Origin of the sequence: Bradyrhizobium sp. CCGB20, from assembly GCF_024199855.1 — a bacterium.
GTDB lineage: Bacteria > Pseudomonadota > Alphaproteobacteria > Rhizobiales > Xanthobacteraceae > Bradyrhizobium.
In genome coordinates, this window is the sequence record NZ_JANADN010000001.1 from 478,730 (window position 1) to 495,548 (window position 16,819).

The 16,819-nt window shown below is 65.7% G+C and carries 15 protein-coding genes; 4 read left to right on the top strand and 11 right to left on the bottom strand.

From position 1 onward, the window contains the following. The first annotated feature begins 4 nt into the window (after positions 1–4). From atpD to NLM15_RS02240, 3 genes are all read left to right on the top strand, one after another. Complete coding sequence (atpD, locus tag NLM15_RS02230) at positions 5–1,447, top strand: F0F1 ATP synthase subunit beta (RefSeq protein ID WP_254115065.1); 1,443 nt, start codon at positions 5–7, stop codon at positions 1,445–1,447. A 95-nt stretch (positions 1,448–1,542) separates the two neighbouring features. After that, complete coding sequence (locus tag NLM15_RS02235; RefSeq protein ID WP_254115066.1) at positions 1,543–1,950, top strand: F0F1 ATP synthase subunit epsilon; 408 nt, start codon at positions 1,543–1,545, stop codon at positions 1,948–1,950. Between the two features lie 149 nt (positions 1,951–2,099). Then, entirely contained in the window at positions 2,100–3,764 is a 1,665-nt protein-coding gene (locus tag NLM15_RS02240) for an adenylate/guanylate cyclase domain-containing protein (RefSeq protein ID WP_254115067.1), read from the top strand. 282 nt (positions 3,765–4,046) lie between these two features. Here the strand turns inward: NLM15_RS02240 and NLM15_RS02245 are convergent, their stop codons facing one another. The 10 genes from NLM15_RS02245 to proB all read right to left on the bottom strand — a co-directional run bounded on the left by NLM15_RS02245 (position 4,047) and on the right by proB (position 13,655). Beyond that, positions 4,047–4,547 (bottom strand): RNA pyrophosphohydrolase, encoded by a 501-nt coding sequence (locus NLM15_RS02245; protein ID WP_254124124.1) that lies wholly within the window; start codon positions 4,545–4,547, stop codon positions 4,047–4,049. Between the two features lie 64 nt (positions 4,548–4,611). Beyond that, positions 4,612–5,118, bottom strand: a complete 507-nt coding sequence (locus tag NLM15_RS02250; RefSeq protein WP_254115068.1) for an RNA pyrophosphohydrolase — start codon at positions 5,116–5,118, stop codon at positions 4,612–4,614. 72 nt (positions 5,119–5,190) lie between these two features. Next, on the bottom strand, positions 5,191–6,417 hold the full coding sequence (locus NLM15_RS02255) for a divergent polysaccharide deacetylase family protein (RefSeq protein WP_254115069.1): 1,227 nt from the start codon (positions 6,415–6,417) through the stop codon (positions 5,191–5,193). Positions 6,418–6,564: 147 nt separating this feature from the next. After that, positions 6,565–7,923, bottom strand: coding sequence for a S41 family peptidase (locus tag NLM15_RS02260; protein ID WP_254115070.1), 1,359 nt, complete (start codon positions 7,921–7,923; stop codon positions 6,565–6,567). Continuing rightward, positions 7,920–9,257, bottom strand: a complete 1,338-nt coding sequence (locus tag NLM15_RS02265) for a murein hydrolase activator EnvC (RefSeq protein ID WP_254115071.1) — start codon at positions 9,255–9,257, stop codon at positions 7,920–7,922. The genes NLM15_RS02260 and NLM15_RS02265 overlap by 4 nt, the downstream gene beginning before the upstream one ends. Positions 9,258–9,290: 33 nt before the next feature. Then, positions 9,291–9,773, bottom strand: coding sequence for a 23S rRNA (pseudouridine(1915)-N(3))-methyltransferase RlmH (gene rlmH, locus NLM15_RS02270; RefSeq protein WP_254115072.1), 483 nt, complete (start codon positions 9,771–9,773; stop codon positions 9,291–9,293). 95 nt (positions 9,774–9,868) lie between these two features. Then, entirely contained in the window at positions 9,869–10,225 is a 357-nt protein-coding gene (gene rsfS / locus NLM15_RS02275; protein ID WP_254115073.1) for a ribosome silencing factor, read from the bottom strand. Positions 10,226–10,434: 209 nt separating this feature from the next. Then, positions 10,435–11,079 carry a nicotinate-nucleotide adenylyltransferase gene (locus NLM15_RS02280; protein WP_254115074.1) on the bottom strand — a complete coding sequence of 215 codons (645 nt, stop codon included), beginning with the start codon at positions 11,077–11,079 and terminating at the stop codon, positions 10,435–10,437. Positions 11,080–11,101: 22 nt separating this feature from the next. Next, on the bottom strand, positions 11,102–12,397 hold the full coding sequence (locus NLM15_RS02285; protein ID WP_254115075.1) for a glutamate-5-semialdehyde dehydrogenase: 1,296 nt from the start codon (positions 12,395–12,397) through the stop codon (positions 11,102–11,104). 136 nt (positions 12,398–12,533) lie between these two features. After that, complete coding sequence (gene proB / locus NLM15_RS02290; RefSeq protein WP_085348678.1) at positions 12,534–13,655, bottom strand: glutamate 5-kinase; 1,122 nt, start codon at positions 13,653–13,655, stop codon at positions 12,534–12,536. A 192-nt stretch (positions 13,656–13,847) separates the two neighbouring features. Here proB and NLM15_RS02295 point away from each other — a divergent pair, with 192 nt between their 5' ends. Next, entirely contained in the window at positions 13,848–14,807 is a 960-nt protein-coding gene (locus NLM15_RS02295; protein ID WP_254115076.1) for a Bug family tripartite tricarboxylate transporter substrate binding protein, read from the top strand. Positions 14,808–14,984: 177 nt separating this feature from the next. Here the strand turns inward: NLM15_RS02295 and NLM15_RS02300 are convergent, their stop codons facing one another. Continuing rightward, positions 14,985–16,619, bottom strand: a complete 1,635-nt coding sequence (locus NLM15_RS02300) for an alkaline phosphatase family protein (protein ID WP_254115077.1) — start codon at positions 16,617–16,619, stop codon at positions 14,985–14,987. Between the last annotated feature and the right edge of the window lie 200 nt (positions 16,620–16,819).

The window sequence follows — 16,819 nt, forward strand, 5'->3', positions numbered from 1 at the left end:
CTTCATGGCTACAGCAGCTAACCCGGTCGGTCGCGTCACCCAGGTCATGGGCGCCGTCGTCGACGTTCAGTTCGAAGGCCACCTGCCGGCCATTCTCAATTCGCTGGAAACCAAGAACGGCAACATCCGCCTCGTGCTGGAAGTTGCGCAGCATCTCGGCGAGTCCACCGTGCGCACGATCGCGATGGACGTGACCGAGGGTCTGGTGCGCGGCCAGGAAGTGACCGACACCGGCCAGCCGATCGCGGTTCCGGTGGGCGACGGCACGCTCGGCCGCATCATGAACGTGATCGGCGAGCCGATCGACGAAGCCGGCCCGATCAAGTCCGAAGGCGTGCGCGCCATCCACCAGGACGCGCCGACCTACACCGACCAGTCGACCGAAGCTGAAATTCTCGTCACCGGTATCAAGGTCGTCGATCTCTTGGCTCCGTATGCGAAGGGCGGCAAGATCGGCCTGTTCGGCGGCGCCGGCGTCGGCAAGACCGTGCTGATTCAGGAGCTGATCAACAACGTCGCGAAGGCGCACGGTGGCTACTCCGTGTTCGCCGGCGTCGGCGAGCGTACCCGCGAGGGCAACGACCTCTATCACGAGTTCATCGAGTCCAAGGTCAACGCCGATCCGCACAATCCGGATCCGAGCGTGAAGTCGAAGTGCGCGCTGGTGTTCGGCCAGATGAACGAGCCGCCCGGCGCCCGCGCCCGCGTCGGCCTCACCGGCCTGACCGTCGCCGAGCACTTCCGCGACCAGGGCCAGGACGTGCTGTTCTTCGTCGACAACATCTTCCGCTTCACCCAGGCCGGCTCGGAAGTGTCGGCGCTCTTGGGTCGTATTCCTTCGGCGGTGGGTTATCAGCCGACGCTCGCCACCGACATGGGCGCGCTGCAGGAGCGCATCACCACCACGCAGAAGGGCTCGATCACCTCGGTGCAGGCCATCTACGTTCCGGCCGACGACTTGACCGACCCGGCGCCCGCGACCTCGTTCGCGCACTTGGACGCCACCACGGTGCTGTCGCGCGCGATCTCGGAAAAGGGCATCTACCCGGCGGTGGATCCGCTCGACTCGACCTCGCGCATGCTCTCGCCGCTCGTCGTCGGCCAGGAGCACTACGACACCGCGCGTCAGGTCCAGCAGGTGCTGCAGCGCTACAAGTCGCTCCAGGACATCATCGCCATTCTCGGCATGGACGAGCTCTCGGAAGAGGACAAGCTGACGGTGGCCCGCGCCCGCAAGATCGAGCGCTTCCTGTCGCAGCCGTTCCACGTCGCCGAAATCTTCACCGGCTCGCCCGGCAAGTTCGTCGACCTCGCGGACACCATCAAGGGCTTCCGCGGCCTCTGCGAAGGCAAGTATGACCACCTGCCGGAAGCCGCCTTCTACATGGTCGGCACCATCGAAGAGGCAGTCGAGAAGGGCAAGAAGCTGGCGGCCGAAGCCGCCTAAGAGGCGAATAGCGAATAGGGAGTGGCGAGTAGAATCTATTCGCCATTCGCTACTCGCCAGTCGCCCGTTCGCTACTCACCATTCGCAGGTTTCCAATGGCCACCTTCCACTTCGATCTCGTCTCGCCGGAAAAGCTCGCATTCTCGGGCGAGGTCGACCAGGTCGACATCCCCGGCGTCGAAGGTGACTTCGGCGTGCTGGCGGGACATGCGCCGGTCGTGGCTGCGATCCGGCCCGGCATTCTCACCGTGACCTCCGGCGGCCGGCACGAGAAGATCATCGTGCTCGGCGGTATCGCCGAAGTCTCCGAAAAGGGCCTCACCGTGCTCGCCGACGTCGCGACGTCGCTGGCCGAACTCGACCGCATCCAGTTTGCTGCGACCGTCGCGGAGATGGAGGAAGGGTTGAAGGAGCACGAGGGCGACGAGCTCGACCAGGCCATCGCGCGGCTCGACCACTTCAAGAGCATCCAGCAGCAGCTCAACAGCACGGCTATGCACTAAGCCCCGGTGCACTGCTCCGGGGCTCAGGTTTCAAATTTCTGAACAGGTTCAGCGCTCGTCACGGAAGTGGCGGGCGCTGAAACTTTGTTGCACCGCGCCGCCGATAGCGGCATTCTGCCCTCGCGAATTTGTTCCGGGGCTGGTGACAGATGAAACGCAAGATCGCAGCGATTTTCGCAGCCGATATTGCCGGTTACTCGAGGCTGGTCGCGGAAGACGAAGAGGAGACGCTGCGGCGTCTCGCCTCCTATCGCGAGGTCGTCGACGATTTCATCGCCAAGGCCGGCGGACGCATCTTCAACACGGCGGGCGACGCCGTGCTCGCGGAATTTCCGAGCGCGGTCGATGCGGTGCGCTGCGCGATCGACATCCAGGAATCCTTGCGAACCCGCAACATGGCCTATCCGCCGAGCCGGCAGATGTCGTTCCGCATCGGCATCACCATCGGCGACGTGGTCGAGCGCGACGGCGATCTGCTCGGTGACGGCGTCAATATCGCGGCCCGGCTCGAAGGCCTCGCCGAGGTCGGCGGCATCTGCGTCTCCCGCGCCGTGCACGAGCAGGTCGCCAACAAATTGTCGGTGCACTTCGCCGATATCGGCGCGCAGGAGGTCAAGAACATCCCGACGCCGGTGCACGCCTACATGGTGGCGATGCGGCGCGAGGACGGCAGCTACGCGACGCCGCAGATCAAGAAGCCGGTCTCCAAGCTGGCCGCCGCACCCGTATGGATGTGGCCGCTGGTGGTTGCGGTGGTCTCGGTCACCGCCATCGGCGTCTCCGGCTTCCTCTACAACACCAAGCTCAAGCAGACGGCGAGCGTGGCCGTGCCGCCGGTCGCGACACCGAGTGCCGCGCCGAGCGCAATGCCGGCGGCGCCGAGCCCGATGCCGACCCAGATGGCAAAGGCGCCGATGACAATGGCACCGGCGAATGCCGGCGCTGCGATGGCTCCGATGCCCGCACCGTCGCCGTCCGCCTCGCCGATGGCCGGCAAGTTCAATGCCGACAGCGTGCCCTTCATCAACGAGCGCGTCCGCAGCTACCTCGCCGGCGACTATTCCACGGCCGGCGACTACAAGGCTTTCGCGCTCAATGTCGGCGGCTTCACCGGCTCGGCGCTGAACCAGCCGAGCGAGGAGGCCGCGCGCAGCTCCGCGCTCGAGCAGTGTCAGAAGCGGGCCGATGCCGCGCAATCGCCACGGCGCTGCGAGCTCTATGCCGTCGGCAACACGATGGTCTACGCGCATGGCAAGCCGCCGATGCCGCCACAGCCCTGGGTGCGGCACGACGCCATGACCGAGCGGCCGTTCGCCTCGAAGGATTTTCCGATCGTGCGCGATCCGCAGAAGGTCCGACTCGAAAACATGTTCGTGCCGGCGGCGAAGTCCCGCTCGGTCGCGCTCGGACCGGGCGGACAATATTTCATGGTGCTCGGCGCATCATCCACTGAGGACGCGGCGCGGCGTTCCCTGGAATCGTGCGGCGCCATCGCCGGCGTCGCCTGCCTGGTCGTCGCCATCGACGACAATTTCGTCGTGCCGATCCCGACCCTGTTCAGGATCACCGGCTTCTTCAATGCCGCTTCCAGCGCCTCGATCGTCGCCGATGCACGCGGTGAGGTGATGCGCAAGCTCACCGACGCCATGGGCTGGACCGCGGTCGCGGTCGGCACCGCGGGCCGGCCGGGCCTCGGCCTGAAGGCCGCCGACGAGCAGACCGCCGTCAATTCCGCACTCGCCGACTGCGCCAAGCGCGACAGCGACTGCCACGTCATCGCGATCGGCCCGTTCACGGTCGGGCCGATGAATTAGAATTGCGATGGGTTGAGACTCGAACCAGCGCGCCAACGAAGGTGCGTTCCCTCCCCCCTTGCGGGGGAGGGCTAGGGAGAGGGGCAGCCACGAACTCAGAGCTCGCCCGGAGCCACCCCTCTCCCCAACCCTCCCCCGCAAGGGGGGAGGGAGCTCAGCGGAGCAAGCGGTGGCGTTCTTGCCGAAGAGCCATGACGCGCCCCTCACACGTAAATTTCCGGCGAAAAATCCTCTAACGATTTCAACCCCATCTCTACTGTGCATGGGGTTGTTTTCGCAGGTTCAGTTTCCGAACGGCGCAAACTCTCGCGCCACCGCGCGGTAGACGTCGCGGCGAAACGGCACCACGAGATCGGCGACGCGGTCGAGCCGCTCCCAGCGCCAGGCGTCGAACTCCGCGGGCTGTTCGTTGCGCGGCGTCAGCGGATCGATTTCGTCGTCCTTGCCGGTGAAGCGCAGCGCGAACCACTTCTGTCGCTGGCCGCGGAATTTCGCCAGCCGGTGCGTCTGCGGTCCGTCATAGGGAGGGAATTCGTAAGTCAGCCAGTCGGTCTCGCCGAGATAGTCCGCGCTCCTGACGCTGGTCTCTTCCCAAAGCTCGCGCAGCGCGGCGTCGCGCAAATTCTCGCCCTCGTCGACGCCGCCTTGCGGCATCTGCCAGTCGAGACCCGGCAGGATGATCTCGGGTCCGTCGCCCTTGAAGCGGTGGCCGATCAGCACACGGCCATCGGCATTGAAGAGGGCGATCCCCACGTTGGGGCGGTAGGGCTTCTGATCGGTCACGAGCGTATCTTTCATCGTCATTCCGGGCGATGCATTAGCATCGAACCCGGAATGACGATTTGATTTATTCATCCGCCAGCGCGGAAAATTCCTTCACCACGCGCTCATAGACCGGGCGCTTGAACGGGATGATCAGCCCCGTCAGGTTCTTCATCGGCTCCCAGCGCCAGCTCACGAACTCGGCCTTGTGGCCGCCGCCGCCGGGCTTTTCGACATTGATCTCGCTGTCCTTGCCGGTGAAGCGCACCGCGAACCATTTCTGGCGCTGGCCGCGATAGCGGCCCTTCCAGGCGCGTCCCGCGACCGTGCGCGGGATGTCGTAGATGAGCCAGTCCGGAACTTCGCCGAGCCGCTCGACCGAGCGCACGCTGGTCTCCTCGTAGAGCTCACGCCTGGCCGCATCCCAGGTGTCCTCACCGGGATCGACGCCGCCTTGCGGCATCTGCCAGACATGGGTGTCGTCGACATGCTCGATGCCGCCGGCGCGGCGGCCGATGAACACCAGACCCTTCTTGTTGATCAGCATCACACCGACGCAAGTCCGGTAGGGCAGATCTTCGTAACGCGCCATTCCGCCAGACCTCTCGCGTGCTTTTGGTGGGCATGCCGGCCTCGAGGGCCAGTGCGGTACCAATCCGTTGATTTAGCTGGATTTTGATTTCAGCATCGCGGTTGTCAATGGCACCAAAAGGATACCACGGTCGCTCAATGACTTGGTCCAGCTGCCGATGCGCTCGATCGAGACCGGCAGGGCGGAGGCGGTGCCGACCGCGACGCCGCGCTCGCGCGCCACCGATTCGAGCTTGTTCAGGGCGCGGTCGATCTCGGTCGGGGTCGGCACCACGTCGATCGCGATGTCGCCTTTGCCGAACGGCATCGCCTGGCTTGCCGCGGCCTGGGGCGCGATGCTGCGGGGCGAGGAGCCGTCGTCGAAGAAGCCGAGGCCGCGCTTGGCCGCATCGCGGATGATCGGCTGCATCGCGGCGTCGGTCGCGATGAAGCGCGCGCCCATGAAATTGGTGAGGCCGGCATAGCCCTGCATCCGGCTCAGGTGCCAGTACAGGCGGTCCATGTTCTGGTCGGCGGTGAGCGAGGTCAGCAGCGTCTGCGGGCCCGGATCGTTGTCCGGGAAGTCGTAGGGCTCCATCGGGATCTGGAGGAAGATCTCGTGGCGTTGCGCGCGGGCCCGCTCGGCGAGCTTGCCGGGATCGGCACCATAGGGCGTGAAGGCCAGCGTGACCGCCGGCGGCAGCCGCATGATCGCGTCGGTGGTCTTGGCCGCACCGACGCCGAGGCCGCCGATCAGGATCGCGACCACAGGCATTTTTGCCGCCTTGGCGCGATCGGCGTCCGCCGCGTAGACGTTGAACGGCTTCAGGTCCCCGGCAACGACCGGGATCATGCCGTAGCGCGATTTTTCCAGCAGTTTAGGGTCGATCCCGGCCATGACGGGCGGTGGAGCGGATGCGGCCGCCGCTTCGCCCCTGTCTGCGGCATCGCTGCCGCCGATCACCACGTCGTGGCGCGTGCCGGTGGAACCGTCGATCATGGTGACGGTCTTCTGCTCACCCGCCTGCTTCGGCGTCTCCTTAGTCTCGTGCTTGCTCTCTTGCCTGTTGTCCTGACCATGGCCCGCGGCGGCGGCCGGCTTCTCGTCGCTGGCCTTGGGTTCGCGGATCGCAATCCGCGTCATCGGCTCGCCGCCGAGCGGATCCTTGTTGAAGATGGCGAAGCCGGCGAAGGCGACCAGGAACAGGCCGAGCATGACCGCGAGGGCCTGCATGGCGGTGAACGGCAGCCGCAGCCGCCGTTTCCGGCGCGGCTTGTCCTGTCCGAGCGGGGCGCTCAGATCATCGGCCGTTTCAGTCATGCGCGATCCCGAATCACTCGGCAATGACGATACCACGCCGGGGTCAAGCGACGGCAGGCCGGGAGAGGCCGGGGGTGTCGGCAGCTCCAAGCAAAAAGGGGCGGCTCCTGGAGCCGCCCCTTTCGCGAGATCGAGTGATGCGCCGGCTTAGTTCGCCGCTTTGGGCTTGTCGGTCGTGGCCTTGTTGTCGTTGCCCGGCGTCGGCGCCGCGGAAGCGCTGTTCTTGATGCCGTGGAGCAGGTCGTCGGCGAGCTTGAGCGCCTTGTCGTCCTTGGCGTCCGGCGGAACGTAGGACTGCGAGCCGGTCTTCTCGTCGCCGTCGTTCTTGAGATGGCCGCGCAGCGAAGCCTCGCCCTTGGTGTCGGTGCGCGACTTCAGCTCATCCGGCACGTCCTGCAGCACTTCGATGTCGGGCACGATGCCCTTGGCCTGGATCGACTTGCCCGATGGCGTGTAGTAGCGCGCCGTGGTCAGACGCAGCGCGCCGTTGCCCGAGCCGAGGGGAATGATGGTCTGCACCGAGCCCTTGCCGAACGAGCGCGTGCCGACGATGGTCGCGCGCTTGTGGTCCTGGAGCGCGCCGGCGACGATTTCCGACGCCGAGGCCGAGCCGCCATTGACCAGCACGATGACCGGCTTGCCCTTGGTGAGGTCGCCCGCATGCGCGGTGCGGCGCTGGGTCTCCTCGGCATTGCGGCCGCGGGTCGAGACGATCTCGCCCTTCTCCAGGAACGAGTCGGAGACGGTGACCGCTTCCTCGAGCAGGCCGCCCGGGTTGTTGCGGAGATCGATGATGTAGCCCTTGAGCTTGTCGCCGATCTGATTCGAGAGGTTGGCGACCTCGCGCTTCAGGCCTTCGGTGGTCTGCTCGTTGAAGGTGGTGATGCGGATATAGGCGATGTCGTCGGCTTCGATGCGCGCGCGCACCGAGCGGACGCGGATGTTGTCACGCACCAGGGTGACGTCGATCGGATTGTCCTGGCCCTTGCGGATGATCTTGAGCTTGATCTTGGTGTTGACCGGACCGCGCATCTTCTCGACCGCCTGGTTCAGGGTCAGGCCCTGCACGGCTTCGTCGTCGAGATTGGTGATGATGTCGTTGGCCATGACGCCGGCGCGCGACGCCGGGGTGTCGTCGATCGGCGAGACCACCTTGATCAGGCCGTCCTCCATCGTGACCTCGATGCCGAGGCCGCCGAACTCGCCGCGGGTCTGCACCTGCATGTCACGGAAGCTCTTGGCGTCCATGTAGCTTGAATGCGGATCGAGCCCGGTGAGCATGCCGCTGATGGCGGATTCGATCAGCTTGGTGTCGTCGGGCTTCTCGACATAGTCCGAGCGCACGCGCTCGAAGACGTCGCCGAACAGATTGAGCTGGCGATAGGTGTCTGCGGTGGCGGCTCGCGCGCTGGAGCCCATGAAGACCGCGCGCGGCTGGGTCACGAACAGCGTCAGCGCCGCACCGGTGGCCGCGCTGAGGAGGATAACTGAAGTCTTGCGCATCATCCGCGAACCTTCTCGCCTTCATTTGCGGCCCACCATGGGCCTGGATCGATTGGAGTGCCGTCCTTACGGAACTCGACATACAGCACAGGTTGACTCGCGTTCGTGGCGAGAATGGAGGCGACTTGAGAAGTCGACCCCATGGTCGCGACCGGCTCGCCCGTGAGCACAAACTGACCGATGTTGACCGAAATGCGCTCCATCCCGGCGATCAGGACATGATACCCGCCCCCGGCGTTGAGGATCAAGAGTTGTCCATAGCTGCGGAACGGGCCGGCATAGACGACCCAGCCATCACACGGCGTCGTGACCTGGGCGCCGGGCCGACTTGCCAGCGAAATGCCCTTCTGGACACCGCCGACCCCGTCGGAACCGCCAAAGTCCCTGATCTTGTTACCGTTAACCGGAAGAGGCAGGAGGCCCTTGGCCGACGCGAAGGCGATCGCAGGGGTAGTCCGGGACCGGTCCTTGAAAGCGCCCGGACCGGGCTTAACGTTGGCGGCCGCGTTTGCAGCTGCCTTGGCCTCGGCCTGCCTTGCCGCCTCGGCCGCCTTCTCGGCCGCCTTGGCGGCGCTTTGCAGATCCTGCTCCATCTTGGCGATCAGCCCCTGGAGATCGCCGACCTGCCTCGAAAGCGCGATGGCGCGTGAATTCTCGGCGTCCAGGTCCTTTTCACGCGAGGACTGCTGGCGCTGGCGCTCGTCGACCAGGGCGGTGAGCCGGCTCTGGTCGTCGCGGACCTTGTCGCGGTCGGTGGCGAGCTGGTCGCGTTCCGCGGCGATGTTCTTGCGCAAGGCCACGAGTTCGCCGAGGTCGGCCGCGATCTTCTCGGCGCGGCCGCGCAATTCCGGCACCACGGCGCCGAGCAGCATGGCGGTGCGCAGCGATTGCAGCGCGTCTTCGGGCCGCACCAAAAGCGCCGGCGGCGTGCGCCGGCCGGCGCGCTGCAAGGCCGCCAGCACCTCGACGATGTCGGCGCGGCGCGACTCCAGCGAGCTGCGCATCTGCTGCTCGCGGCCGTTCAGCGCGCGCAGCCGCGCTTCGGCTTCGTCGATCTTGGTCTCGACGCCCCGCACATTGGCCGCGGTGTCGATCAGCTGCTGATTGAGCTGGGTGCGGTCCTGGCCGAGCGAGGTGATCTCGGCCTTGAGCTTGGCCTGGGCCTCTTCCGCACTCTTCTGCCTCGCGCGGGCAGCCTCGAGCTCCTGCTCGCGCTGCTTGATCGCATCGGGCGAGACGGCCGCCGTCTGCGGCACCGGCGCTGCCGTCTGAGCTTGCGCGAGGCTTGCGCCCGTGACGCCCGCGATCAGCAGCAGGTTGAGGATCGGCGCTCGCATCGCTTTACGCAAAGGTGCTCGTTGTGGCGCGCATCACGCGCGGTGATAGGGATGGCCGGCCAGAATGGTGGCGGCCCGATAAAGCTGTTCCAGAAGCATGACGCGGACCATTTGGTGCGGCCAGGTCGCAGAGCCGAACGCGATCGCAAGCTTGGCCTTACGGCGCAATTCGGGCGAAAGTCCGTCGGCCCCTCCGATCACGAAGATAGTATGTCCGGCACCCTCGTCGCGCCAGCGTCCGAGGTGCCGTGCGAATACGGTGGAGTCGAGATTCTGGCCGCGCTCGTCCATCGCCACCAGGATCGATTTTTCCGGGATGTGCGCCGAGATCGCGGCAGCCTCTTCGGACATCCGGGTCGCGGCGTCGCGCGCGCGGCTTTCGGGAATTTCGTGGATGACGAGCTCGCGGAATCCGAGCTTGCGGCCGGCCTCGTCGAACCGCTCGAAATAGCGGTCGGCAAGCTCCCGTTCGGGGCCCTGCTTCAGCCGGCCCACCGCAATGACAGCAACGCGCATGATATCTTCAGGGTCGTGTTTTCAAGGCCGCGCGCAGTATGCGCGCGCACGACGCTAGCATGCGCGTCAGCCGATTCGAAATCGGCCCAGCGAGCCTAGATCGCCTTCGCCGCCCCTGGGCCCTGCGTGTACAGCCTCTCGAGGTTGTAGAACTCGCGGACCTCGGGTCTGAACACGTGCACGATCACATCGCCGGAATCGATCAGCACCCAGTCGCAATTGGGCAAGCCCTCGACGTGGATGCTCTTGATGCCGTTTTCCTTGAGGCCCTTGGCGACGTTTTCCGCGATCGCGCCGACATGCCGGTTCACCCGGCCGGTGGTGACGATCATGTAGTCGGAGTACGCCGATTTGCCGCGAAGGTCGATGGTGACCGTCTCTTCCGCCTTCATGTCGTCGAGGCGGGAGAGGATCAGGCTCAGCGTCTTGTCGGCGTCGGGTTGCGCCTTCAAGGCCGCAGCTTTGGTCGATGTTTTACGCGTAGGCTTGGCAACCTTGGGTAAAACAGACTTGGACAATACAGATGTGGTCAGGGACCATTCCTTTCACTGTATCGCGAACGCCGAATCCAGCGCTCACCGGTTACACTACATCATGTGGGGTTAAGGGTTTCAATATGCCAGAGAGCCCGAAGCCCCACACTCCGTCCGCAGACTCTGTCTCACTTCGTACCTTTCCAGCTCCCGTCCGGGTTCCGCAGGCCCGTTGAGGACAGATTCAGCTTCAATCCGCTCAGGAACACCCAGGCCGGCGCCCGCTGGTCCGCGAGCAATGCCGCCTTGTTCTCGGGCAGGCGGTAGCGCGCGAGCGCCTTGGCGGCGGGCGAGGCGAGGGCACGAAAGCTCTGCGGCGGGCGATCGATCACTGCAATCGGCACCTGGGCGGCGATGCGCCGCCAGTCTTGCCAACGATGGAATTGAGCGAGGTTGTCGGCGCCCATAATCCAGACAAAGCGCAGGCCTCTGAAGCGGCGGCGCAAGGTGTTGATCGTGTCGATAGTATAGCGGGTGCGAATGACGGATTCGAGACAGCTCACCTCGATCCGGGGATCATCGGCGACGTCGCGCGCGGCCTGCATGCGCTCGCCGAGCTCGTGCAGATTGCCGTTCTCCTTCAGCGGATTGCCGGGGGTCACCAGCCACCAGACGCGGTCGAGCTGCAACCGCTTCAGCGCGAACTGGCTGATCGCGCGATGGGCCTGATGCGGCGGATTGAACGAGCCGCCGAGCAGGCCGATGCGCATGCCCGATGTCGAGGGCGGGGCCGCTTGCGCGACGGAACGCGGCACGACGAAATTTTTGCTCAATGCCCCCGCCTCGCGACGTTACTTACGGCCGCGTCTGACCGGTGCCGTGAACGCGATATTTGAAGCTCGTCAGCTGCTCGGCGCCAACCGGGCCGCGGGCGTGGAAGCGGCCGGTGGCGATGCCGATCTCGGCACCGAAGCCGAACTCGCCGCCATCGGCGAACTGCGTCGAGGCGTTGTGCAACACGATCGCGGAATCGACCTCGCTCAGGAATTTCGTCGCAGCAGCCTCATCCGCGCTCACGATCGCGTCGGTGTGATGCGAGCCGTGGTTCTGGATATGCGCGATTGCGCCGTCGACACCGTCCACCACCTTGGCCGCGATGATCGCGTCGAGATATTCGGTGTCCCAATCGTCCTCGTTGGCGGGTTTTACGCGTGCATCGGCCTTCTGCACGGCGTCGTCGCCGCGCACTTCGCAGCCGGCCTCGATCAGCATCTCGACCAGCGGCTTCAGGTTTTTGCCCGCAGCGGCGCGATCGACCAGCAGCGTCTCGGCGGCACCGCAGACGCCGGTGCGGCGCATTTTCGCGTTGAGCACGATCGACTTCGCCATGGCGAGGTCGGCGCTGGCATCGATGTAGACGTGGTTGACGCCTTCGAGATGCGCGAACACCGGCACGCGCGCCTCCTGCTCGACGCGCGCGACGAGGCTCTTGCCTCCGCGCGGCACGATCACGTCGACGGCGCCGTTCAACCCGGACAGCATCATGCCGACCGCGGCGCGGTCGCGCGTCGGCACTAGCGTGATCGCAGCTTCGGGCAGGCCGGCTTCGCGCAGTCCCTGCACCAGGCATTCATGGATGGCGCGGCAGGAACGGAAACTGTCGGAGCCGCCGCGCAGGATCACGGCGTTGCCCGACTTCAGGCACAGCACGCCGGCATCCGCCGCAACGTTCGGGCGGCTCTCGAAGATCACGCCGACGACGCCGAGCGGCACGCGTACGCGCTCGATGGTCATGCCGTTCGGCCGCTGCCAGCTTTCGGTGACGATGCCGACGGGATCGGCGATGCCGCGCACGATGCCGATGCCCTCGGCCATGCCTTCGACGCGCGCCGGCGTCAGCGTCAGGCGGTCGATGAAGGAGGAGGTGGCATTGCCGGAGGCGCGGGCCTCGGCGACGTCCTCGGCATTGGCGGCGAGGATCGCCGCAGCGTTGCTGCGGATCGCCCGCTCCATGGCCTCGAGCGCCCGGTTCTTCTGCTCCGGCGGCGCCAGCGCCAGCACGCGCGCGGCAGCGCGGGCACGGGCGGCGAGATCGGACATCAGCGCCTGGAGATCGGCATTGCCGTCGACGGCTTTGAGGGGGGCGACCATTGGAGTTTCAACCTTCTGCTAAGGCGGTGTCCTAGCACGGAAATCCCGCTTCTGCGAAGGGTCGGGAGGGTATGGCTGGTACCCCCGGGTTGCGCTCAGGCTAGGCCACTGGCCCAGCGAAAGGGCCGCAGCGGCCTTACCCGCCCACCACCAGATCGTCGCGGTGGATCATCTCGGACCTCCCGCTGATGCCGAGGATCGCCATCACGTCCGGGGACGAGCGGCCCTTGATCCGTTCGGCGTCGTCGGCGTCGTAGGCGATCAGGCCGCGGCCGACTTCGCTGGTGTCGGGGCCGCGCACGATCACGGCGTCGCCGCGGGCGAACTGGCCCTCGACCTTGATCACGCCGGCGGGGAGCAGGCTGGCGCCGGCGCGCAGCGCGGCGACCGCGCCGGCATCGATGGTCAGCGTGCCCTTCGGCTCCAGCGAGCCCGCGATCCAGCGTTTTCGCGACGTGATGGGATTGGCCGGCGTCAGGAACCAGGTGCAGCGGCCGCCGTCGGCGATCGCCTGCAACGGATGCTCGATCTTGCCGGAGGCGATCAGCATATGCGTGCCGCCGGTGGTGGCGATCTTGGCCGCCTCGACCTTGGTGCGCATGCCGCCGCGCGACAGCTCGGACTCGGCGTCGCCCGCCACCGCCTCGATCTCCGAGGAGATGCTGTCGACGACGGGAATGAGCTTTGCGTTCGGGTTGTTCTTCGGCGGGGCGTCGTAGAGCCCGTCGATGTCCGACAGCAGCACCAGCAAATCCGCGCTCGCCATGGTGGCGACGCGCGCTGCGAGGCGGTCATTGTCGCCGTAGCGGATCTCGTTGGTGGCGACCGTGTCGTTCTCGTTGATGACGGGGATCGCGCGCCACTCCAGCAGCTTGCCGATGGTGGAGCGCGCGTTGAGATAGCGGCGCCGTTCCTCAGTGTCCTGGAGCGTTACCAGGATTTGCCCCGCGCCGATGCCGTGGGCGCCGAGCACCTCCGACCAGATCCGCGCCAGCGCGATCTGGCCGACGGCAGCGGCGGCCTGGCTCTCCTCCAGCTTCAGCGGTCCGCGCGGCAGCTTTAGGCGGCTGCGGCCAAGCGCGATCGAGCCCGAGGACACCACGAGGACGTCGCGGCCCTCACGGTGCAGCTTGGCCATGTCGTCGGCGAGCGCGGCCAGCCACGACGCCCGCACCTCACCCTTGTCGGAATCGACCAGCAGTGCGGAGCCGACCTTGACGACGATGCGGCGGAATTGACTGAGTTCGGGGCTGGCCATGGCGCGTGCAACGAATTGCTTTTTGATTGGGAAGCGGCGGGACGAAAAGACGGCCCCGATGAGGCCTGCTTTTGCAGCAGGACGATGGCCGGCGCAAGGCGGCCGGAATGGTAAACGGCGAAGGTCGGCCTTGTCTTAAACGCCAGCCCGGCTCTAATGCCGCCAACCAATAATGGGCTGGAGAGGACGCGAATGGATCGCCGCAAATTCATGGCCGGATGTCTCGGTCTGCCGCTGCTGGCGCAGGCGGGCGAAGCGCAGGCCGGGCTGAGCAAGATCATCTTCCCGTTTGCGGCCGGGGCGGGCGGCGACACGCTGTGCCGGCTGATCGCGCAGGAGATGGCGCCGGCGCTGCAACGGACCATCGTGGTCGAGAACCGCACCGGCGGCGACGGTCTGATCGGCATCAAGGCGGTAAAGGGCGGCAGCCCCGACGGCAGCATGGTGCTGGTGACGACTGGTCCCACCATGTACCTGCTGCCGATGGTGGAGGCGACGCCGAGCTTCGACACCGCCAGGGATTTTGTGCCGGTGTCGCTCTTGGCGCGGTTCGAATTCGCGCTCGTGATCGGCCCGGGGATCGATGCCAGCGATTTCAAGGGATTTGTCGACTGGCTGAAGGCGCATCCGGACAAGACGTCGTTCGGCGTGCCGAGCAACGGCACCATTCCGCACTTCATGGGCTCCAAGCTCGAGAAGGATCTCGGCATTCCCCTGACCCGCGTGCCCTATCGCGGCAGCGCGCCGATCCTCAACGACCTCGTCGGCGGCCATATCTCGTTCGGCATCACGACACTGGCGGACGCGTTGCCGCAGCATCGTGCCAAGGGCGTGAAGATCATCGCGGTGTCGAGCGCGGAGCGTTCGCCCTTTGCGCCCGATGTCCCGACGCTGAAGGAGAGCGGCATCGATCTCGTCGCCGACGCCTGGTACGGCATGTGGCTCCCCGCCGGCAGCCCGCCGGAGTTTGCGAGCAAGCTCGGTGCCGCCGCAAGCGCCGCGCTTGCCAAGCCCGAGGTGAAGGAGAAGCTGACGGCGATCGGGCTGATCCCGGTTGGCTCAACTCCGGAGGGATTGACGAAGGAGCTCGCCGCGAACACCGCGTTCTGGCAGCCGATCGTGAAGGCGACGGGATACAAGATCGAGAATTGAGGTTTTCTCCCTCGCCCCGCTTGCGGGGAGAGGGTCGGGGTGAGGGGGAGTCTCCGCGGGGGCGGTGACAGTTGGGCTCGCGGAGAGTCCCCCTCACCCGCCGCGCGCGAGACGATGCTTCGCATCGCTCGGGCGCGTCGGCCTCTCCCCGCAGGCGGGGAGAGGCGAAGAGTACCTTCACATCTTCGCGCGCTGGGCGATGCCGTCCTTGATCGCGGCGAGCTCGGCTTCGTCCCAGATGCCGATAAGAACCCCGCCCTTCACCTGCAGCTGGTTGTCCGCATAGGCCGCGATCTTCTCGCGCGGCGTGGTGATGTGGTCGTTCGGATGCAGCGCCCAGTCGAACAGCTCGGCCTGCAGCCGCGCGATGATGCCGGCACACTCCGGGTCGTCGCCGCGATCGACATATTCGTCCGGATCGGTTTCGAGATCGTACAGCATCGGGCGGAAGCCGGAGGCGTGGATGTATTTCCAGCGGCCGTCGAACACCATGAACAGGCGGCAGCGCTCGATCGGCTGGTTCAGCTTCAGCCGCACATCCTGCATGGCGTAGTCGTATTCCGAGAATGCGACCTTGCGCCAATCCGCTGGCGTCGGTCCGCGCAGCAGCGGCAGCAGCGAGCGTCCTTCGAGGATGTGGCCCGGCACTTTGCCGCCGAAATAATCGACGAAGGTCGGAGCGAGATCGATGCCTTCCACCAGCGCATCGCTGCGCGTGCCGCGCGTAGCGTCGGCTTCCTTCGAGGGATCAATGATGATCAGTGGAATCTTCGCCGACTGTTCGTGGAACAGATCCTTCTCGCCCATCCAGTGATCGCCGAGGTAATCGCCGTGATCGGAGGTGAACACGATCATGGTGGTGTCCAGGAGACCGCGCGCCTCCAGGAATTTCATCAGCACGCCCATCTGGTCGTCGATCTGGGTGATCAGGCCCATATAGGTCGGGATCACCTTCTCGCGGGCATCGTCGCGCGCCATGTTGCGGGAATAGCGCATGTCCATGTAGGCGCCGAACACCGGGTGCGGATTCTGCCGCTCGCGCTCGGAGCGGATCACCGGGATCATGTCATCCGTCGAATACATGCTGGCATAGGGTTCTGGCGCGATGTAGGGCCAGTGCGGCTTGATGTAGGACAGATGCAGGCACCACGGCCGGCCGTCGGTCTCGGCTTCGCTGATGAAGTCCATCGCGCGGCGCGTCATGTAGGGCGTTTCGGAATGCTCGTCCGGCACGCGCGCGGCCTTGTCGGCGTGCACCAGCAGCCAGCCGTTCTGCAATGAGCCGTCTTCCGCCGCGCCGGAATTGGCCCAGTGCTCCCAGGGGTTCGTCGCTTCAAAACCCTGCTGGCGCAGATACTCATCGTATTTGGGGCGCGGCCGGCCGGTCGGATGCAGGCCGTCGTCACGCTCATATGGCTCGAACCCGCATTCGGCGACATGCACGCCGATCATCGATTCCGGCGGGATGCCGAGCGCCTTCATGCCTTCGAGGTCCGGCGCCATGTGGGTCTTGCCGACCAGCACGTTGCGTACGCCGATTTTCTTGAGATGATCGCCGAGCGTGGGTTCGCCGACGCGTAAGGGCCAGCCGTTCCAGTGCGAGCCGTGCGAGCGCATGTAGCGCCCCGTGTAGAACGACATCCGCGACGGGCCGCAGATCGGCGACTGCACATAGGCCTTGCTGAACAGCACGCCGCGCTTCGCCATGGCGTCGATGTTGGGCGTCTTCAGCGTCGGATGGCCGGTGCAGCCGAGATAATCATAGCGAAGCTGGTCGCACATGATCCAGAGAACGTTCTTCGCGCGCGCCATGCGTCATCCCTGCATTTTCTTGATTGTTTGATGCTGCGCTATCGCGCCGGCGATGGCAAGGTTTCAGCGATGCGTGTGCCTGCAGCCATACACTCCACTGTCGTCCCTGCGAAAGCAGGGACCCATAACCACAGGGAGTAATTTGACGATCACTAGTTGTTCGGTACTGCGACCATTTGCAACCGACAGATCACGCGGTA